Genomic DNA, 19,439 nt, shown 5'->3' with positions numbered 1-19,439 from the left:
CCAGCGCTGATCCTGTCGAACTTATTGATCCTGAACGATTTCCGGTCTTCAGCGCCGGTCGTGGCGGGCGCTACACCTATCATGGTCCCGGGCAGCGGGTGGTCTATGTAATGCTGGATCTGGCAGCGCGCGGCCGTGATGTTCGGCGTTTTGTCGCAGCACTGGAAGGCTGGCTGATCGACACGCTTGCCGATTTCGGGATCGCTGGCCGCATCATCCCGGGCAAAGTGGGCGTCTGGGTGGACACGGCGGACGGGCAAGCGAAGATCGCCGCCATCGGTGTGCGTGTGCAACGCTGGGTAAGTTTTCACGGTTTGTCGCTGAACGTCGCGCCAGATCTCAATGATTTCAATGGGATCATCCCCTGCGGCCTGTCCGAGCCGGTCACCAGTCTGGCGGCGCTGGGGCACGGTGCAACGCTGGCCGACGTCGATCAGTCGCTCGCGCGCCATTTGCCCGCCATGCTTGCACGTCTCGTCGCATGACCCCGGCTTGATGCAACGACCCGCTTGCGCGATTTCACGCGTCTCGCTAATGTCTACCACAGTTGGGGGATTAAGGCCGAGCCGACCCAACTCGTCCTGGGTTCAGGCGTTACCGTCCAAGGAGATTAGAAATGACCATCGTTGAAAAGCTGAAGACTGCCTCGATCATCGCTGGCGCCGCTCTGCTCGTCGTCGCTTGCGGCGAAAAGAAGGCTGAAGAAGCCCCGGCCGCTGAAGCCCCGGCCGCTGAAGCCGCTCCGGAAGCCGCTCCGGCTGCTGACGCCATGGCTCCGGCTGCTGACGCCGCTGCTCCGGCTGCTGACGCCGCTGCTCCGGCCGCTGACGCCGCTGCTCCGGCCGCTGAAGCCGCTCCGGCTGAAGCCAAGTAATTTCGACTTTTCGTCGAATTGCGTTAGGAAGGGCCGTCCCGCTTGGGGCGGCCCTTTTTTCTTGTTTGGGGAAGGAATTACCATGAGCCTTGCACAGATCACGGAACAGATGACCGAGCGCATGGGCGCCGGTGGCCAGTTCAAAAAGTCCGTGAAGTTCGATTTCGGCGCCGATGGCCTGGTGCGCATTGATGATACCGTCTCGCCCGTCGTCGTCAGCAATGAAGACGGCCCCACCGCCTGCAGCATCAAGGTCACGATGGCTGATTTCATGGATATCGCCACGGGCAAGCAGAATGCGCAGATGGCGTTCATGATGGGCAAGCTCAAGATCGAAGGCGACATGTCGGTCGCCTTGTCGCTGGGCAGCATCCTGGGCTGAACCAGCCGTGATGGCTCACCGGGCGTGGGGTTTGCCCGGCCCGGTGGCCTGAGCCTCTTTTTTGAATGGGTAATTGATGCGTTCAATTTTGTGGCTGGCGTTGAGTTCTATTCTGGTGGCGAGCGCCGCCGACGCTGCGCCACCGCGCAAAGGGAAGGGTCCAGTTCGCAAGGCCCCGGCCAAGGCCGCCAGCCGAATGCCGCCCAAGCCGGTGGCACCACTGCCCCCGACAACAGCTGGCATCATGGTGCCCAAATCGGTGGTTCTGGTCAGGGCTACTCCGGCTGAAACGCGCGCTCATGCGGTGTGGACATTGCGCGCCGCACTGAACGTTGCTGCCTTGCAGTGCCAATATTCACCGTTTCTGCGCACCGTCGATAACTACAACCAGATGCTGAAGAAGCACGGCAGTGAGCTGATATCAGCCCAGACGACGATGCTTAGCCATTATGCGCGAACAGTGAAGCGCGGCGGCGCAGCGGCCTTTGATCGCTACAACACACGCAGCTACAACAGTTTTTCGACTCTGGATGCGCAGTATAATTTCTGCTGGGCGGCAGGCCAGGCTGGGCTGGCGCTGCGTGTTGGCGATGTCGGGGCAATGGGGCGGATCGCCGAGGCCATGGTGCCGGAGCTGCGTGCCGCACTGGCCTATGTGCCACCGGCTGCCGGGTTGAATGTGCCGCCGTTGCCACCGCTGCCTGACGTGCAGCTGGATCTGGCCGACCTCACCGAAAACTGACCTTCAGCCATCTGGCTGATTGCTTGCTTAACCCGCGTGTACGCGCGGTCAGCGTCTGCCTGTACTCTTCCCACGCTGATACTGGGCAAAGAAAAAGGGGGAGCGGCTGAGCCGCTCCCCCGATTTCGTTCAGCCTGTTGGCCGCTTACTGCGGCTGGCAGGGGCCCGTCGGGGCCGGCGCCGGAGCACCGCTGAAGGTGATTTCCACGCGACGGTTCTGCGGTTCACGCACACCATCGGCGGTATCAACCAGCGGACGGCCTTCGCCGAACGCTTCGGTGCCCATCGCATCGGCGGGGACGCCCTTGCCGGCCAGATAGGCCTTCACGGCATCAGCGCGACGCTGCGACAGCTTCACGTTGTAGTCGTCCTTGCCCGACTTGTCGGCGTGGCCGGCAAGCGCAACACTGGTCTGGCCAGTGGCGGCGAACTGTTCCGCGGCGCGATCGAGGATCGCAGCGGCTTCAGCCGTGATGGCCGACTTGTCCCAATCGAAGAAGACCAGGAACGGACCCGGCGTCACAGCAGCCGGCGGGCACGGCGGCAGCGGGGCCGGTGCGGGCGGAGGCGGCGGGGGCGGCGGGGGCGGAGGCGGCGGCGGCGGCGGCGGCGCTTCAGCCTCGAAGAAGTTGTAGGTCAGCGTCAGCAGCACGCTGTGGCTGCGGAAGCTGTTGGAGACCGGCAGACCGTTGACGGTGAAGGTGTCAACCGAATTGACGTTCATCCAGCGATACTTCAGGCCGACATCGACATGGTCGCTGATCGGCTTGTAAACGCCAGCCAGGATGTTCCAGGCGAACGACGTGTCAGCATCGTCCTGGAACACCAGGCCGGGGTTGCGCAGGCGCGCAAACTGCTTGACGCGGGCGATACCGGCACCGGCGCCGATGTAGCCACCGAAGTCCTTGTCCTTGCCGCCGAAATCGATGAGGCCGTTCAGCATGAAGGCCAGAGCGCTGGCAGTGCCACCGGCATCCGGGTACTGACGCGTCAGCGGAACGCCGACCGTGTTAACGCCAGCCGCGGTCGTGTGCGGAATCGCCGGCGGCGGGTTCAGCAGGTTCGATTCACGGTTCTTCGAACGCAGATAGTTCAGCGCGAATTCGGCGCGGAAACCACCGAAATCGTAACCGACATTCCCACCGACATCGTAGCCGGGGAAATAGGTGTGCGTGATAGAGTTGTTGACCGTGGTCGCGCCATTGGCGGTGGAAATGTCCAGGCTCTGCTTCTGCAGCAGGTTCACACCCGCTTCCAGCCCAATATACCAAGCCTTGTCCTTCGCAGTGGCCGCGCTCGAAAGCGCGGTGGCCGCGAGGGCGAGGCCGATCGCAAACTTGCGCATCGTCTTCCCCTTTGTGTTGAACCAGTCCTATTCTGGCCTCAAGATTGTCTGTAACGCAGGCGCTTGCGGGGATGCAAGTCTGGATTGGCAGAGATTGTTGCCTCAGCGCAACAGTTCAAAGCGGAAAATGGCGACAGCGCACACTGATTTCAGGAAATTATGCCCTGCTGCTGCAAGGCCGCAAGCAATGCAGCAAGCGTCGCACGGGCTTCGCTGTCCACCGTGCCCCCGCCGCTGGGCATGGCAATGATGGCTGGCGTGGCAGCCAAGAGACTGCGGCCATTGATGGAAAGACCCAAAGTGGGCCACTTGGCTTGCCAGTCGCCCTTGCGGACAAGCATCACCTCTTCGTCATCAACCAGCACGATCTGTCCATCGCGGGGACTTGCGGCCAACCAGCCCGATTCTTGCCAGTACATGAGCGTTCCGGCCGGATAGCCCCAGGCAACCCCTCCCGCACTGGGCACGATATAGCAGGCGCCAGGCTGCGGTGTGGCTGGCGGCACCGTCAGGCTCCGGGATGCGACCACCAGTGCGACGAGCCGATCCAGGGCCAGCACCGCTTCATTGTGGGTGACGTCTTTCTGGGCCTGGCCGGAAGCAATCAGCGGCAGGGCAAGGCGAGGTGTTTCGGGCATGGATCGGCCTCCAGTTCAGGTGATGGGCAAAGTGGCGACAGGGCCCAGCGTGGCACCCACCTGGGCCACATCCAGCCACAGAGGTCCGGCCCGATCAGCCACGGTCCACGACGGTGCATTCACCTCTGCTGCCGCGACGGTTCCCGCCGCGTCGCGCAACGCCACGCGAAACGCCAGCCGGCTTTCGCCGATCGGGACATCGGCCAGATCGGGCCAGCCAAAGCCGGCCCGGCTCTGGGCAATCCAGGCCAGGTGCAGCTGCCCGGCCTGCCGCCGCCACGAAAGATGCACGGGCAACAACGGCCTGATGGCAGCGCCGCCAAGGGTGGCGGCCACCGGCAGGGTGGCTGCATCGCCGGCACCGGTGGCGCGCAGCAACGCGGCCTGGCCTTGCCGTTCCAATGGCAGCGGCACGGCCAGCATGGCACCCTGGTCCAGCAGCACGAATCGTTCGTCGGCCGCATGGGTACCCACCGCCAGATCGGTGCCCCGCCGTCCGCGCAGCAGGCCCGTCAGACGAAAGCGCCGGTTGCCAAGCGCCTCGGCCGTCGCAAACTGGATGATCTCATCCCCCAGCAAGGCGAGATTGGCGCCGGCCAGTACGGCCGATTCGCTGCGGCTTTCCAGCCACATGCTGTCGGCAAGCAATTCCACTTCCACCTGGCCCAAGCGATCCCATCCTGCCGGGATCGCCGCGGGCAAGATCGAAACGGCGCGCCCCATCATCACCGGTGCCGACAGCGGGCCGACCGGCTCATAACTGGCGCCATCATCAAGGCTAAGCGTCACGCCCGCCCGCCGCCAGCCCGCAGAGGCACCGGCACCGGCAATCCACAGCCGGGGGCCGTCCGGCAATTCGCCGGGCAAGGGCGGCAGATCGAGCGCCAGCAAAGTGGTCGGGCCGGCGGCCTGATCGCCGTGCACAAGCGCCCGGCCTGGATCACTGGGCTGCGCCAGCGCGGCTGCCGTACCGACCCGCGCCAGTTCGAGCGTGAGCACAAAATTTTCGAATCGGGTTTCGCGCACCTGCCAGTCCAGATCGTCCAGCCGCAGCACATCGCCGGGATTGATGCCAAGATACCGCCACGGCAACCGCAGGGTGCGCTGTTGCCGGGCCGCCGCCAGCCGCAACAGGCGATCATGGCACAATTGCTTGGCAGCGGCGGCCGACAGCGCCAGGGGCAGGCCATCGCCATCAACGCGCACCCCGGCCCGCAAACGCGCCCGCTGCAGGCCGGGCTGATAATCGCGATCAACGTCGTAATAGCCCAGCTCGATCGCATCCGGCGACGACGCAGCGGCATTGCGGCGATGGCGTTCCTTGGCCTGCTGGCGGCCATCCGCGCGGGCATCGGCGGACCCGCCGGGCGCAATCGCCAGCGCCGGCTGGCCGGGCCCGACCAACGCCCGGCCAGCCGCCAGCACCGCGCCACTGGCCTTAAGCGAGGGCGCCAGCGAATCGGCCAGCGGGGCCGCCGCGCCAAGATAAAGCCCGGCGACCTCGGGAAAATCACCGCTCACCGGCAGGTTCACGCCGGCTCTGGCGGCCAGTTCCGCCAGCGCCGCGCCCAGCGGCACAGGCGCATCATCGGCAATGAGCTCAAACGACAGATTGGGCAGGCGGTTGCCGAATTCGGCGAGCGGCAGATCCTCGAACACCGCATAGGCCAGGCCGCGAAACGCCGGCGCCTCGCCTTCGGCCGCCGCGATCAGCGGATCGGGCGCCTGGCGCTCGGAACCAGTGTGCAGGCGCATCGTCACCGGCTGCAACCACTGGCCACCCGCATCACGCAGCAGTTTGCCATCCGCCCACACCCGGCCGATGGCCACGATCGCCCGCGCCGCCTCGCGCATGCCGGCAAAATCCATCTCCGCCGGCGACAGGCTGAGCGCTTGCCAGCTCAGCCCGCCTTCCAGCAGCATCGGTCGCCCGGCATTGGCGGCACCGGCAAACGCGGCTTCCATCTCGGTCTTCAAGCGCTGGAACTGGTCCGGGCTCAGCGTCGATCCGTCACCAGGCTGGTACACCAGTGCTCCGCTGGGCCGCGCCGCATTGTCCAGCAGCGCCTTGTTCCAGCGCGTCGCCGCATTGTGCACTGCCACCGCGCTCGCCGCCGCACCCAGGCAACCGGCGCCATGATGATCATCGGTCGGGTGGAAGCTGCGGATGTGCAGCAGGCCGCCGTTCGCCCCAACCGGATAGCGCCGCACCGCCGTTCCGGCGCGATAGACATGCGCCGCCGGCCAGCCTTCGCCATCCACCTCTATGCTCACCCGTTCCGGGCGCAGCGCAAACAGCGCCGCCGGCAGGCCATCGGCACCCACCGCCACATCGATATAGGCATTGCCATGCAACAACATGTGCCCGGCCAGGGTTTCGAGCAGGCCCGGCCCCGACGCGCCAAAGCCGCAACTGTGCAGCAGCGCCAGCGCCGAGTGATCGCCCGGCGTGCTCACCACCGGCGCACCGCCGGCGCTCTCGGTGACCATGCGGATAGCGCGCGCCGCCACCGGGTTGGCCAGGAACGCTGCCTGCACTTGGCCGGCATAGCTGCTGCCCTCCTCCACCAGCGGTGTGGCCCAGCTCGGAATGCGCGGTCCTGCGCCAAGCGCAGCAGACTTCGTCCGCAAGAACGGCAATCGCATGACGGATAACCCTTTTGGTTAGAGATTGCGAACAGTCGGCAACCCGGCGCGGCTTGCCAGCAACAGCGCTGTCAGCGCCCACACACAGGCATCGGCCCGATCTGGCGAGGCCCCCGGCCCGGCATAGCGGCCATCGGCGAGCAGCCCGCACAACTGGTCCTCCAGCGCCGGAAACACCCCGGCATGATACACCCGGCCTTCGCCGTACAGCGCGGCCACCGGCTCAGCCCGGGCAACCTTGCCGCGGCTCGCCCGGTCAGCACCGGCAGCGCGGCGTCGACGGATTTCAGGGTCGCCACCACCATCTCGCCGCCTTGGTTCACCTCGGCAATCACCCGATCGGCCTGCCAGCGATCGGCGGCTTTCACCACCGCCCGCGCCCATTGTTCCGGCCGCTGCCCGGTCACGCTGGCATCATCCAGCACATAGGCCTGGCCATCCTCGCCCAGCGCCGCCACCACGATCCCGCAGGTGCCACCCGCGGCCGGCGGATCAACACCCACCACCACCCGTGCTGGCCCCTGCACCATCGCCGCCCGCTGACGCTCGATCAGCGCCCGGGTCCACAAGGCGCCGGCCAGATCGTCGACGATTTCACCCGCCAGTTCCTGGCGGCCGGTCGCCGTGCCGCCAAAGCGCTTCTCCATTCGCGCCAGATAGGTTCGCGGCAGATTGGCTTCGTTATCTGCCGTGTGGCCGCGCGTCAGCACCACGCCAGCTTCGGCAATCAGGGCCTTCAACCACGCCAGTGGCAGCGGCGTCGTGGTGAGCAATATCTGCGGCGCAGCGCCCAGCCGGGTCGCCATGCGCAGGTTCATCACCGTGTCTTCGCCGCCCGGCCAATGGGCAAATTCATCCCCCCAGGCATAATCGAACTGGCCGCCGCGCAGGGTATTGGGCTCCGCCCCCGAATAAAGCCGGGCCTCGCTGCCATTGCCCCACAACAGCCGCTTGGCGCTGGGCTGCCAGGTCAATTGCTCACCCGGCGGCAACCGCGCCAACAAGCCGGATTCGCCTTCCACCATCACGGCGCGGGCCACATCCAGCGTGGGCGCCACCAGCGCAATGCGGCGCGGCCGTGGCCCAGCGGCGCGGGCATGCACCCAGTGCGCGCCGGCATGAGTCTTGCCGAAACCGCGCCCGGCCAGCACCACCCAGATGCCCCAATCGCCGGCGGGCGGGCACTGGGCCGGGCGCAGGCTGCCTTCACCCAGCAACTCTTCCAGCAGCCTGTCCTCACCATGACGCCGCAGAAACCGGCGGCGACGATCCATCGACAACAATCGAAACAGCTCGATCAGGGGAAGGCCATCGCCCGCATCCGCCATCGCGCAATACTCCGGCTGCGCCGGCTGCAACCGGACTCAAGTCGGGGAAAGTGGGTCAGCCGGGCGAACCGGCGGGGCTCACTTGCCGGCGTCGGTCAGGCCAGCGAGCGCCCGCAGTTCGGCGCGCAGCCGCGCGGCGGCGGCGCCGTCGTGCGGTCGGACGGCGCCCTTGTGCGTTACCGGCTTGTCGCGCCGCGCCACGATGGCCAGGGCCAGCCTGGTATCGATCATGCCCGATCCCACGGTCGTTCTGCGCGCGGGCTTGCCCGTTTCATCGGGCGTTTCGGTCGTGTCGCTCAACAATGCCGCCAGCACCCGGCTTTCCACCCGTTCCCAGGCGTAATTCACCGCGGCCAGCCATTCGGCGGCAAAGGCCGGATCGGCATCGCGGTGACGGAACAGCACGAACAGCGGCAGGCCCAGTTCATCAGCGGCCACGGCCGGATCGCCATGCCGGGCCAGCAATTCCAGAAAGGCCATGCGATCCTTGCGGCTGCCCACCAGCCGCCGCGCTTCGCGAGAGCCCGGGCGATGGCGGTGCCGTTCCAGCGAACGGTCGCGCGGCTTGCGGGCCGGTGCGGCCGTTTCAACCACAGCAGACATGTCACCAGCCATCGCCGGCGCGGCAAGCGCATCAAGCATGCAGGAAGCTCCTGGAAGGCGGCGGCTTCAGCTCTGTTCAGGCCGATTCCGCACGCATGCCGTATTGATAACCAAAAGTGTTACGCTTGTCAATGAATAAAGTGCCTATTTGGTTATTTTATCCAGCGTCGCCACCACCTCCGCCGCAAAGCGCGGCATCGCGAAAGGCGCGGCCGGCAGATCGAAGCCGCGCCGGATCACGATGATGTTCCGGCCCGGCACAATCACCGCAAACTGCCCGCGATTGCCGTTCATCGCATAGGTGCCAACGGGCAGCGCCGGCACGGCATCATGCGCGCCCAGCCCGCCCCACCGCCAGAAGCCGGCGCCATAGCCTTCCGAGCGGCCTTGCGGCTGCGTCATCGCCGGGGCTTCTACAAACGCCGACCAATCGGACGGCAGCAGCTGCTGGCCGCCCGGCCCAAGCCCTGATTTGCCGCCATTCTGATACACCAACGCCAGCCGGGCCAGATCGCGCGCCGTCATCCACACCTGGCTCGACAGCACGAAATCGCCCTGCCAGTCGGTTTCTGGCGTGGTTCGGGTCATGCCCAGCGGCCACAGCAGTTCGGTGAACGGGAAGGCCAGCGCCGCGTGGCGGCCACCATCCTTCGCCAGCGTGCGAGAAAGGGCCATCCCGGCCAGCATGATGTCGTTGTTGCTGTAATTGAAGTGGCTGCCCGGTGCATACTCCAGCGGCATCGTTGCCGCCGTCTGCGCCACCAGCGCGCCGCCCACATACACCTCGTCCGTGCGGTTGCCCGGCCCCGCCGTCCACAAGCCACTGTTCATGCGCAGCAGCTGGTTCCAGCTGATGACGGCGCGCGGATCGCCGGCACCCTGCCACTGCGGCACCGGCGCCGGCTGGTTCACGTCCACCAGCCCCTTCTGCACCGCCCGGCCCACCAGCGTGGCGGTCAGCGATTTGGCGACGCTCCACGTGCGCTGCGGCGTGTGCATTGTCCAATCGGCGCGATAGCGTTCGGCGATGATCTTGCCGTCCTTCAGCACGATCACCGCCGTGGTGCGATCACTGGCAAAGGCGGTGGCGACCACTTCATCCAGCGCAGCGCGGGCTTTGCGCTTCTTCAATGGCTGCACAGCGCCAGCATCGCCCAGCGGCCAGGCCATGGCATCGGTCGCCGTCAGATCAGGTGCTGTCAGGCCCGGCACCAGCCTAGGCAACGCGGATGCGGCCTCCGGCCCGCCGCCCGGCGGCAACTGCGCGCAGCCCAGCAAAGGCCGCCACACCGCAATGCGCGGCGGCATGTTGTCGGCAAATTTAACCGATACGGTTCGCGTTGCTTCGTCCATCGCGGCGGGCAATGTGATCACGCTGTCCTGATACTCGCGGTAGATACCGGTCAGATCATCGCGGGTGATGCTGGCGACATCCTGTCCGGCATTCCAGCGCCCGGAACAGAGGAAGGCGGCCTTGTAGCCGGCCGCCAACGCCAATTTGTGGGGATCTTCGGCTGCTGCGGCGGGTGCCGCCAGCAATGCCGCCGCGATCAGAGCCTGCTTCATGCCATCAGGCTCCCCCAAACGCCGGCCATCAGCATGCCGGCGCGCATGTCGCCCACGGTGGTGCCGGCCATCTTGTTCATGACGTAAGACATGCACAGCCGCGCATCCATGTCGCACACCACGAGGCTGCCGCCATAACCGCCCCAGAACACAGTGTTGGGGTTGGGCATCGGCCGCGTTGGCCCGGCCATGCCATAGCCCATGCCATAGCGCACCGGCATGTTCAGCACCTGATCATGCCCTTCAATCTGCAGTTCCAGCGCCTTCCTCACACCCGCTTCGCTCAGCAGTCGCTTGCCGCCGGCAACACCGCCATTGGCCATCAGCGTCTGCACCGCCGCGACCGAGCGCGCGTTGCCATGGCCACCCGCCGCCGGAATCTCTGCCGCCCGCCACGCCCGCGTGCGGGTTTCGAGCGGGTTGATCGGCGGGTTGGTCGCCATGTTCTTGGCCAGCGCCGATTGCGGCCCATCGCTGATGCTGGCGCCCTGCGGCGGCGGCACCAGATCGGCCACCCGGCCATCATGTGCCGCATCCAGCCCGATGTGGAAATCGGCCCCCAGCGGCCCGGCGAGTTGTTCGGCAAACACCGTGCCCAGCGACTTGCCGGTGATGCGCCGCACCACTTCACCCACCAGATAGCCTTGCGTCACTGCGTGATAACCCGGCGCGGTGCCCGGCTCCCAGAACGGCGCCTGCGCGGCCAGCCGGCTGGTCACCAGATCCCAATCATAAAGATCGGCCGGCTGCATCGGCTCGTGAAAGCCCGACAGGCCGGCGGCGTGGCTCATCAGATGCGCCACGGTCACATCCTGTTTGCCGGCCGCGGCGAACTCCGGCCAATAATGCGCCACCTTCTCTTCGAACTTCAGCGCGCCTTGGTCCGCCAGCCACAGCGCGGTCAGCGCCGTCATCGTCTTGGTGGTGGAATAGACGTTGACGATGGTGTCCTTTTCCCAGGGCCGCGTCTGTTCGGCATCGGCCCAGCCGCCCCAGAGATCGATCACCGGCTCGCCATCAATCGTGGCGGCAAAACTGGCGCCCAGATCGTCACCGCGCGCCAGGGCCGCGGCAAAGGCGCCGCGCACGGCTTCGAATTTCGGATGCACAAAACCCTGCACGTCACTCATGTTACCATCTCCTCGGGGAGGGGCGATGGCCCCACCAGTTCACGATATCGTTTCAGCGCATATCGGTCTGTCATGCCAGCGACGAAATCGCCAACATGGCGCGCACGGGCCGGTTCTTCGGCCGGGCAGGTCGCGGCCCAATCGCCCGGCAGCTGCGCCGGATCGGCGTGCAGCGCGGCAAACAGCCCTTCCACCACCGCTTCAGAAGGATCGCGCAGCCGGGCCACCGCCGGCGCGCGGTACATATGTTCGCGCAAGAAGGCCTTCAGCGCCCGCACCTCGGCCGACAGTCCTTCCGACAGGCCGGCAATCGTGTGGCCGGCGCTGCGAATATCTTCGACGCTGCGCGCATCAATGTCCGCCAGCCGGGCGCGCGTGGTGGCGATCAGATCCGTCACCATCCGCCCCATCTGTTCGCGCACAAGCTCGGGCACCAGCCGCCGTCGCGCCGAAATGCCGGGCCAGCGCCGCGTCACCGCCGCCCAGCAATCGGCGACGAATGGCACGGCGGTTATCACGTCCTCGATCCCGAACAGGCCGGCGCGAATGCCATCATCCAGATCATGATTGTCGTAAGCGATATCGTCGGCAATGGCGGCAATCTGCGCCTCCAGCCCGGCATGGCTGGTCAGATCCAGCGGCCAGGCCGCATCGACACCGGCCAGCGCCCAGCCGGGTTCGTAAATCGGCCCGTTGTGCTTGGCGAGGCCCTCCAGCGTTTCCCATGTCAGGTTCAGGCCATCGAAACCGGGGTGGCGGCATTCCAGTTTCGTCACGATCCGCAGCGCGTGGCCATTGTGATCAAAACCACCCCACGGCGCCATAACCCGTTCCAGCGCATCCTCGCCGCTATGGCCGAACGGCGGGTGGCCCAGATCATGCGCCAGCGCCAGCGCTTCGGTCAGATCCTCGTCCACACCCAGCGCGCGGGCCAGGCTGCGGGCGATCTGCGCCACTTCCAGGCTGTGGGTCAGGCGAACGCGGAAATGATCCCCATCGGGGGCGACAAATACCTGCGTCTTGTATCGCAGCCGCCGAAACGCGCCGGCATGGATGATGCGGTCGCGATCGCGCGCAAACGGGCTGCGCGTGGCCGAAGCCGCCTCTGGATAGAGCCGCCCGCGCGACGCCTGCCAGTGCGTGGCAAAGGGGGCGAGGGTCAAAGCCTCACCCTCACTTCACCGTCCCGGCCGCCTTCAGCGCATCCACCTTGCCCGAATCGTACCCCAGTTCGGCCAGGATCGCGTCGGTATCGGCCGTCTTGGTCATGCGCGGCGCATCGCTCACGGTGGCGGAATAGCGCGGGGCCGGGGCCGGCTGCATCACGCCGTCGGCTTCCACGAAGGTGCCGCGCGCCGCGTTGTGCGGGTGGTGCGGTGCCTCGCTCATGCTCAGCACGGGCGCGAAGCACACATCGGTCATCTCCATGTCCGCACACCAGTCATCGCGCGTGCGCGTCTTGAACAGCGCAGTCAGCCGCTCCTTCAGCGCCGGCCACTGCGCCGAATTCATCTGGGCGGCGAAATCGGCATCGTCCTTCAGCCCGGTCTTTTCCAGCAGCAGCGCATAGAATTGCGGCTCCAGGCTGCCGATGCTGATCCACTTGCCGTCGGCGCATTCATAGGTGTCATACATGTGGGCGCCGGTATCGAGCAGGTTCACCCCGCGCTCGTCCTTCCAGATGCCATTGGCGCGGAAGCCCCAGATCATCGCCATCAGTGCAGCGGCCCCATCGGTCATGGCGCAATCGATCACCTGGCCCTGGCCGGTGGTCTTGGCGTGCAGCAGTGCACTCACCATGCCGAACGCCAGCATCATGCCGCCGCCGCCGAAATCGCCGACCATGTTGATTGGCGGCGTTGGCTTCTCGCCCGCCCGGCCATAGGCATGCAGGGCGCCGGCCAGCGCGATATAGTTGATGTCGTGGCCCGCCGCATTGGCATAAGGCCCGAACTGGCCCCAGCCCGTCATCCGGCCATAGACCAACTTCGGATTGACCGCATGGCACTCCGCCGGGCCCAGCCCCAGCCGCTCGGTCACGCCCGGCCGAAACCCTTCGAACAACGCATCGGCGCTCTTCACCAGATCAAGCACCAGCGCCTTGCCTTCGGCACTCTTCAGATCCACCCCGATCACCCGCCGGCCGCGCAGCAGCGGATCACGCGCATCAATCCGCGCGCCGGGCCGATCCACCCGGATCACCTCTGCGCCATGATCGGCCAGCATCATGCCGGCAAACGGCCCCGGGCCGATCCCGGCCAGTTCGATGATCCTGATTCCCTGCAGCGGCCCAGCCATATTCATCACTCCCCAAGCGGTTATGCCCCACCCGTGCCACGGCGGGCGGCGAAGGCCAAGCTGTTGGCGATGGGAGGACGCTGGCACAGGGCCGGCGCCCGGCATGAGGCTTGCCGCCCACAACAGGCCATGCGAAACAACATGACGAATTGGTAATGTGGTGCGCTGATGCCTTGGTTGATGTGGATGGCAATGCTGCTGTGGCCGGCTGTGGCCGCTGCGCAGGCGCCGCCCCCCGAACTGGTGGTGAATGCGGATGCGCCGGTGTCGGTCTGGATCAACGGTCTTGACGTTTCGCTGGCGGTCAGCACGGCCACGATTGATCATGTCACCTTGAACGACACGGTGGCACAGCGGTTGGGGTTGAGCGCGGCGCCGCCCGACAACAAGGGCGACCTGTTCATTGGCGGCGTTGTTGCCCTGCAGGGGCGGCACGGCAGCGCCTGGCTGGCCCATGCCCAGCGTCTTCAGCGCCAGCAGCTGTACTGGTTTCCGGGGCTGTCGTCCCTGCCGCTGGCCGGCACGATCGGGCCCTTTTCGCTGCCGCACGAACGGATTCGCATATCGTGGCAATCGGCGGCTGATGCACAAACGTCCGCGCCACCATCCCTGGCTCTGCAGCTGGTGGGCGATATCGATCACGCGGCCTATGGCGTGGGGCTGATGGAAGGCCGGCTGCTGCTGATCGGCGTGGATGTGCGCACCCGGCGAGCATTGCCGCTGGTATCAGCGGCATCCGGGGCCGATCTGGCCGAATTGCTGGGCGGCAGGCTGGTGGGCGAGCCATGGCAGGAAGAGATTGTGCTGGGCGTGAAGCGCCCGGTGCGACGGCTGGAACTGGATGAGCCACTGGAGATCGGCCCCATCCAGATCCGCGCCGTGGCCGTGCGCCAGGGCGGCCCGCGCGATGGCACGGCCCGGCTGGCACCGGGGCAGATCATCCCGTTCGATGCCGAGGAAGATCCCGGCATCGCGCAGGTGCGCGGCCGCATCGTGCGCAAGCGCGGGGTGGCGCGCTATATCGTGCTGACACGTGCTCAGCTCGAAGCCTATGGCTGTTCAAGCCTGCTGATCGACAAACCGGCGCGACTTTGGGAACTGGCATGCACGGCACCCGCCGCACCGCCGCCCCCAACGCAGGCGCTGCCATCGTCGCCTGTGCCAACCACACCGGTTGCGGAACTGGTGAGCGATGTGTTGCCGCCGACCGCGCCGCTGGAACTGGCGCTGGATGCGCCGCTGCCGGTGGCGATCGACGGGCAGGCGTTCGCCCTGCAGCTGGGCGATGGCGGCCTTGCCGGCCTGCTGCTCAACCGCAACGCGGCAGACAGGGTGGCGTGGCGGCGTCTCGCACCGCTGGGCCAAGCGGACGATCTGGAACGCTGGCTGCAGCAACAGGCTGGCCCCGGCGGCGGTGTGGCCAGCCTTCCTGTGCTGCCCCCCCGCGTGGCTGGCAGCCGTGACCAGAAGGTTGCATCGGGCGTCACGTTGACATCGCTTGATGTTCATCTGGCGCTGGGCGGCCGCAATGGCCGGATCGACGCCACCTGGCTCACGCGGCAGCTTCCGTTGGGTTCAGCCGTGCTGAACGAACAGGCCCGCGACGGCACCATTGCCCTGGCGGCCCTGCCCGTTCCCCGGCTGCGCTTGCGGCTGGCCACGCCGCCCCCGGCCGGCACGGGCGGCGTGCTGGCCTTGCCGATTGCCGATCGGTCGCACGACCAGTCGGTGATGGGGGTGGCGACACTGCCCGGGTTCGACCCGCTGTTTGTGGGGCTGGACCTGGGAACGGAACAGGCTGAACCGATCGTGTCGATGGCGCTGGGCCACGATCTGATGCGCCTGCATGGCGGCGTGTATGATGGCCCGGCCTGGCGCCGGCGAATGGCCGATCATCGCCAACGCAGGCTGCAGCGCCTGCAATTGGCAACGCCGCTGGTGATCGGGCCACTGCGCTTTGATGCCGTGCAGGTGGAAATGGTGCCGCTGCTGCCCGACTATCTGCGCACGATCAGCGGCCGGAGAGACCCGGGCGGCTGGCCGGCGAACAGGCCGTGGCCCGATTTCAAGGGCGTCGCCGGCCTGGAACGCGAACTGCGCCTCACGCGGACGCAGTTGCGCGCCGCCGGCTGCCATGCACTGACAGTGGACAAGCCGGCGCGATCCTGGACGCTGGACTGTTCCGGCGGCAAAGGCAGTTGAGCGCTAAGACCATGTCACTGCCTGCGCAGCGGGGCTGAGTTCAACCCGGCTGCACGCGCGGCACGAACGGGAAGGTCTGCCGCTCCACGATCTCGCTCACGGCGCGGTGGGCTTCCTCAAACGCCGCATCGGTGTGCGGGCTGGCGGCGGCATCGGCGTTGGCAATGGCGACCAGGCCATGGGGCTGGCGGCCGATCACGCACGGGCGCGTCGGGCTTTGGGCATAGACCCATTCCACCGGATCGGTGAGGCTGTTGTAGGTATAGCTGTAGCCATGCGGCCAGCGGTTGACGGTGATGGCGGCGATGTCGCGCGCCGGATCAAATCCGCCGGGGCCGAGCAGGCGCAACAACTGCTGGCGGGTTTCACGCTCGAATGTTTCGAAACTGGTGGCAAGCAGACGGGCGCGGCCCACCTTGTGCTGATCGCGGCGCGGCAGGCCGGGTTCGGCCGGAAATTGCGTCAGGTGCAGCGCGATCGGTTCGTCCGGGCCTTGCGCGTGGGTCACGCCGCCCAGACTGGCCGCTTCGGTGAGCGCCACCGTGTCGTGGAACATGGTTGGGCAATAGAAATTGGACACACCGAGCTTGTGGAAGGCGCGCCAGTTGCGCAGCACGACATTGGTATAGACCAGCGGCCCCTTGGTGCCATAGCGCAGCGCCTCTTTCTGGGCGGCGGGCAGCTCCGGCATGATGTGCGGAATCACCTCGTTCCAGCAGGCGAGCAGCACCGCCTTGGCACGCACCGATTGCAGTTTGCCATCCTTCCCATAGCGCACCGTCGCGCTGCTGGCGCTCGCCGCATCGCCATCGTGGCTGACGTTGAGAACGAGGCTGGACAGCCGGATGCGCACCGGGTTGGCCGGCCTGTCGAGCGCAGCATAATCGATGCGGGCGGTCGCCATGTCTTCCTGCGTGCGCGCCGGCGTCGCCCCAGGCACCAGTGCCGCCACCAGCAGCCGGGCCAGTGTGGCATTGCCATCGGGGAAATGGATGGATTCCTTGCCCTCGCGCTGGCGGCCGTGGTGGCCGCCGTGCAGATCGGCAAACAGGCCATCGGGCACCTCGCCCAGGCCAAGGCCGGAAAAGCCCGGATAGCCTTGCACCCAGCCGAACAGCGCCGGCGTGGCATCGGCGCCGACACAGAAGCTGGCGCGGCCCATGGTCATGAAGAACCACATCGCTTGGGCATCGAGGCCGACCGTCTTGGTGTAATAGTCCTGCAGCGATGTGCCGGCGAGGAAGGCCTTCTTCGCCGTCACGTCCATGCCGGCCAGATAATCCGGCTGATCGGGGGCGAGCAGCCGCACCATGTCGGCCCGGGCCTTGGGTGAAAGCGGCGTCTTGGCGAGGAACTCCGCGCCGAACCTTGGCCCGCGCATGCCGCGCTGGGCCGGATCGGCCACCACCAGTTGATCCTTGCCCCAGCCTTCCTTCTCGAAGAAATAGCCGCGCCGCAGGCCCAGCCCGGCATAAAGCCGGCTGTTGGCGTCGTTGGTCCGCTTGTAGCGCTCCAGATCGATGCCGAGATCATCAAGGATCGAACGCGCCCATTTGTTGTAACGCTCCGGCGATTCGATGTTGAGCGTGCCGCCGTTGATGACGATGGATTTGCCATCCACCACATATTCGTTGCGCTTGGCGTGGCCGCCGAAATCATCATGATTATCAAGGATCAGGATGCGGGCCTGTGGCCCCACCGCCTTGCGATAGAAATGCGCCGCCGCCAGCCCGCTAAGCCCGCCGCCAACGATCACCAGATCATAGGTCTCACCCGTATCCTGCGCGTCGCCGGGTTTCTGGCCATCGCGCAACGCATGCGCCATTTCGAACGAGCCGGGATGGCTGCCGCGCATCCCGGTGCGGGACGGGGGGTAAGTCTCGTCTTGCGGGATCATGCCCCCGGCTCGCGCTGCGCCCAGTGCCGGCACCCCAGCCCCGAGCGCGCCGACCGCCACCGCGACTCCGTTCACGAAATCGCGGCGGCTGATGCGGGCGTTCATGCCCAGTGCGTCATCATCCAGCATCGGCCAGCCCCCGCCGTTTTGCATCCACCGTCGTTACTTCCGCCGCACCCACTTCAGATCATATTCGGTGGTCCAGGTCGTGCCGCCATCCTCGGTGCCCACCGAAAGTTCGCGGATGGTGCCGTCCGGGTTGGCAAACAGCGTCCAGTGACGCAGCCGCACCTTGCCGTTCGGCAAGGGCCGTTCGGTGACATAACGCATCTCGCCGGGCTTGATCAGGCTGCCGCGGAAACTGGTGGTCGCCCCGGTATCCGTCGCCCAGTAATAGCCCCAGTTCTTCAGCAGCGGCGAATAGTTGAACAGGCCAACGCCATTGCCGCCGCGGGCCGCGTCGGGCACCGTCCAGCGTTCCTCGATCACACAATCGTTCAGGATCAGCTTCATGGAGACTTCGGCGGTCTTCTTGTCGCCGGCGAACACATCCCATTCGCCCACGGTGAAATCCTGTTGGCGAAACAGGCTGTCGGCCCGGCAGGTTTCTGTGGGTTTGGCTGCCGGCGGCGCTGCCGGGGTCTGGGCGGCGACCGGCACGGCGGCAGCCAGCATGACGGCGATCAACGGGATGGTCTGGCGCATCGGCCTCTCCTTGCACTGCGATGGCGGGATGCTAGCCTGTGTGCAGGGCCTTGTCTCGCTCGTCGGATAACGGAGGGGCAGAGCCGGCAGGGGGAACCAGGTGATGAGCGATTGGTCTGATCGGACGTTGGGGATGAACCGGCCGATTGCACGGCGGGATTTCATCAGCGGTGTGGCGGTTGGTGTCGCGGCGTCTGGCCTGTCCTTGCCGGCTTGGGCAGCAGAAGGCTCTGCCGATTATCCCCCATTGAAGACCGGCCTGCGCGGGCAATATCCAGGCAGTTTCGAAACCGCGCACATGGCCCGCGATGGCAGCTTTGGCGGTGCCATTGCCGCCGATGACAGCGGCGAACATTATGATCTGGTTATCGTGGGCGGCGGCATTTCCGGACTGTCAGCGGCCCATTTCTACCGGCAGGCGCTGGGCGACGATCGCAAGATCCTGATCCTTGATAATCACGACGATTTCGGCGGCCACGCCAAGCGCAACGAGTTCCGCCACGAAGGGCGCACCATCCTTGCCTATGGCGGCACGATGAGCATTGAATCGCCCTTCCCCTACAGCTTCACGTCGAAAAAGCTGCTGGCCGATCTGGGTGTCGATCTCGCCAGTTATGAACGGTTCGAAACCAAGGCCTATGCCGGGCTGGGCAATGCCACCTTCTTCGACCGCCAGCATTTCCTGAGCGACCGTCTGGTCACCGGCACCGGCAAGAAGCCGTGGCCGCAGTTCTTTGCCGAAGCGCCGCTCTCGCCCGCCGTCCGCGCCGACCTGACCCGCCTTCACACCGAGGTGAAGGACTATCTGCCTGGCCTCGATCCCGACGCCAAGGCGGCGGCGCTGAAGGCCATGAGCTACCAGGATTTCCTGCTCAAACATGCCGGGATGCTGCCCGAAAGCCTGCCCTTCTTCACCGGCCAGGGCTATCGCAACAACAAGCGGGTGGACACGTTGCCGGCCTGGGAAGCCGCCTTGAGCAAGCGCGCGCCGGGCTTTGCCGGCATGACCCTGCCCGGCCAGATTCACGCCGAAGCCCAGCATTTCCACTGGCCCGATGGCAATGCATCGGTGGCGCGACTGCT

16 protein-coding genes and 1 pseudogene are annotated in these 19,439 nt (G+C 66.4%); 6 read left to right on the top strand and 11 right to left on the bottom strand.

Features of this window, described 5'->3' with window-relative positions:
- The 4 genes from lipB to RT662_RS10470 all read left to right on the top strand — a co-directional run.
- A partial coding sequence (gene lipB, locus RT662_RS10485; protein ID WP_313670653.1) for a lipoyl(octanoyl) transferase LipB occupies nucleotides 1-485 on the top strand: 485 nt, incomplete at its 5' end.
- A gap of 131 nt (nucleotides 486-616) precedes the next feature.
- Nucleotides 617-874 (top strand): hypothetical protein, encoded by a 258-nt coding sequence (locus RT662_RS10480; protein ID WP_303782875.1) that lies wholly within the window; start codon nucleotides 617-619, stop codon nucleotides 872-874.
- A gap of 82 nt (nucleotides 875-956) precedes the next feature.
- Nucleotides 957-1,256 carry an SCP2 sterol-binding domain-containing protein gene (locus RT662_RS10475; protein WP_303782874.1) on the top strand — a complete coding sequence of 100 codons (300 nt, stop codon included), beginning with the start codon at nucleotides 957-959 and terminating at the stop codon, nucleotides 1,254-1,256.
- A 244-nt stretch (nucleotides 1,257-1,500) separates the two neighbouring features.
- A complete protein-coding gene (locus RT662_RS10470) occupies nucleotides 1,501-1,998 on the top strand; it encodes a hypothetical protein (protein ID WP_313670652.1) in 498 nt (165 codons plus the stop codon).
- 145 nt (nucleotides 1,999-2,143) lie between these two features.
- On the opposite strand, the gene RT662_RS10465 is transcribed toward RT662_RS10470, so the two are convergent.
- The 9 genes and pseudogenes from RT662_RS10465 to RT662_RS10420 form a co-directional block, all read right to left on the bottom strand.
- Nucleotides 2,144-3,343: an OmpA family protein gene (locus tag RT662_RS10465; protein ID WP_313670651.1), complete on the bottom strand. Its 1,200-nt coding sequence runs from the start codon at nucleotides 3,341-3,343 to the stop codon at nucleotides 2,144-2,146.
- A 149-nt stretch (nucleotides 3,344-3,492) separates the two neighbouring features.
- The gene (locus tag RT662_RS10460) at nucleotides 3,493-3,981 is read right to left on the bottom strand and encodes a DUF2793 domain-containing protein (protein WP_313670650.1); all 489 of its coding nucleotides are present in this window, start codon (nucleotides 3,979-3,981) and stop codon (nucleotides 3,493-3,495) included.
- A 15-nt stretch (nucleotides 3,982-3,996) separates the two neighbouring features.
- A complete protein-coding gene (locus tag RT662_RS10455) occupies nucleotides 3,997-6,627 on the bottom strand; it encodes a phage portal protein (protein ID WP_409530165.1) in 2,631 nt (876 codons plus the stop codon).
- 18 nt (nucleotides 6,628-6,645) lie between these two features.
- Nucleotides 6,646-7,901: pseudogene (locus RT662_RS10445) on the bottom strand (DNA-packaging protein).
- A 132-nt stretch (nucleotides 7,902-8,033) separates the two neighbouring features.
- Nucleotides 8,034-8,597: a hypothetical protein gene (locus RT662_RS10440; protein ID WP_313670648.1), complete on the bottom strand. Its 564-nt coding sequence runs from the start codon at nucleotides 8,595-8,597 to the stop codon at nucleotides 8,034-8,036.
- 105 nt (nucleotides 8,598-8,702) lie between these two features.
- Nucleotides 8,703-10,124, bottom strand: coding sequence for a serine hydrolase (locus tag RT662_RS10435; protein WP_313670647.1), 1,422 nt, complete (start codon nucleotides 10,122-10,124; stop codon nucleotides 8,703-8,705).
- Nucleotides 10,121-11,254: a serine hydrolase domain-containing protein gene (locus tag RT662_RS10430; protein WP_313670646.1), complete on the bottom strand. Its 1,134-nt coding sequence runs from the start codon at nucleotides 11,252-11,254 to the stop codon at nucleotides 10,121-10,123. Before RT662_RS10430 ends, RT662_RS10435 begins: the two co-directional genes overlap by 4 nt.
- Nucleotides 11,251-12,417, bottom strand: a complete 1,167-nt coding sequence (locus RT662_RS10425) for a deoxyguanosinetriphosphate triphosphohydrolase (RefSeq protein WP_313670645.1) — start codon at nucleotides 12,415-12,417, stop codon at nucleotides 11,251-11,253. Before RT662_RS10425 ends, RT662_RS10430 begins: the two co-directional genes overlap by 4 nt.
- Before the next feature lie 10 nt (nucleotides 12,418-12,427).
- A complete protein-coding gene (locus RT662_RS10420; protein WP_313670644.1) occupies nucleotides 12,428-13,552 on the bottom strand; it encodes a CaiB/BaiF CoA-transferase family protein in 1,125 nt (374 codons plus the stop codon).
- Nucleotides 13,553-13,738: 186 nt separating this feature from the next.
- On the opposite strand from RT662_RS10420, the gene RT662_RS10415 reads away from it, so the two are divergent.
- A complete protein-coding gene (locus RT662_RS10415) occupies nucleotides 13,739-15,754 on the top strand; it encodes a hypothetical protein (RefSeq protein WP_313670643.1) in 2,016 nt (671 codons plus the stop codon).
- Between the two features lie 40 nt (nucleotides 15,755-15,794).
- On the opposite strand, the gene RT662_RS10410 is transcribed toward RT662_RS10415, so the two are convergent.
- On the bottom strand, nucleotides 15,795-17,780 hold the full coding sequence (locus tag RT662_RS10410; protein WP_313670642.1) for an NAD(P)-binding protein: 1,986 nt from the start codon (nucleotides 17,778-17,780) through the stop codon (nucleotides 15,795-15,797).
- Between the two features lie 33 nt (nucleotides 17,781-17,813).
- Entirely contained in the window at nucleotides 17,814-18,356 is a 543-nt protein-coding gene (locus RT662_RS10405) for a hypothetical protein (protein WP_313670641.1), read from the bottom strand.
- A gap of 103 nt (nucleotides 18,357-18,459) precedes the next feature.
- Here RT662_RS10405 and RT662_RS10400 point away from each other — a divergent pair.
- The coding region (locus tag RT662_RS10400; protein ID WP_313670640.1) for an NAD(P)-binding protein at nucleotides 18,460-19,439 on the top strand (980 nt) is incomplete at its 3' end.

The sequence above is a fragment of the Sandarakinorhabdus sp. genome, from assembly GCF_032115815.1.
Taxonomy (GTDB): Bacteria; Pseudomonadota; Alphaproteobacteria; order Sphingomonadales; family Sphingomonadaceae; genus Sandarakinorhabdus.
The sequence above is the reverse complement of the archived record's forward strand: the minus strand, read 5'-3'. Positions and strand labels throughout refer to the sequence as shown.

Excerpts from the sequence above, each read along its gene's own strand:
- RT662_RS10480 (WP_303782875.1), top strand. The coding sequence starts at position 617 with ATGACCATCGTTGAAAAGCTGAAGACTGCCTCGATCATCGCTGGCGCC.
- RT662_RS10475 (WP_303782874.1), top strand. The coding sequence starts at position 957 with ATGAGCCTTGCACAGATCACGGAACAGATGACCGAGCGCATGGGCGCC.
- RT662_RS10470 (WP_313670652.1), top strand. The coding sequence starts at position 1,501 with ATGGTGCCCAAATCGGTGGTTCTGGTCAGGGCTACTCCGGCTGAAACG.
- RT662_RS10465 (WP_313670651.1), bottom strand. The coding sequence starts at position 3,343 with ATGCGCAAGTTTGCGATCGGCCTCGCCCTCGCGGCCACCGCGCTTTCG.
- RT662_RS10460 (WP_313670650.1), bottom strand. The coding sequence starts at position 3,981 with ATGCCCGAAACACCTCGCCTTGCCCTGCCGCTGATTGCTTCCGGCCAG.
- RT662_RS10455 (WP_409530165.1), bottom strand. The coding sequence starts at position 6,627 with ATGCGATTGCCGTTCTTGCGGACGAAGTCTGCTGCGCTTGGCGCAGGA.
- RT662_RS10440 (WP_313670648.1), bottom strand. The coding sequence starts at position 8,597 with ATGCTTGATGCGCTTGCCGCGCCGGCGATGGCTGGTGACATGTCTGCT.
- RT662_RS10435 (WP_313670647.1), bottom strand. The coding sequence starts at position 10,124 with ATGAAGCAGGCTCTGATCGCGGCGGCATTGCTGGCGGCACCCGCCGCA.
- RT662_RS10430 (WP_313670646.1), bottom strand. The coding sequence starts at position 11,254 with ATGAGTGACGTGCAGGGTTTTGTGCATCCGAAATTCGAAGCCGTGCGC.
- RT662_RS10420 (WP_313670644.1), bottom strand. The coding sequence starts at position 13,552 with ATGGCTGGGCCGCTGCAGGGAATCAGGATCATCGAACTGGCCGGGATC.
- RT662_RS10415 (WP_313670643.1), top strand. The coding sequence starts at position 13,739 with ATGGCAATGCTGCTGTGGCCGGCTGTGGCCGCTGCGCAGGCGCCGCCC.
- RT662_RS10410 (WP_313670642.1), bottom strand. The coding sequence starts at position 17,780 with ATGCTGGATGATGACGCACTGGGCATGAACGCCCGCATCAGCCGCCGC.
- RT662_RS10405 (WP_313670641.1), bottom strand. The coding sequence starts at position 18,356 with ATGCGCCAGACCATCCCGTTGATCGCCGTCATGCTGGCTGCCGCCGTG.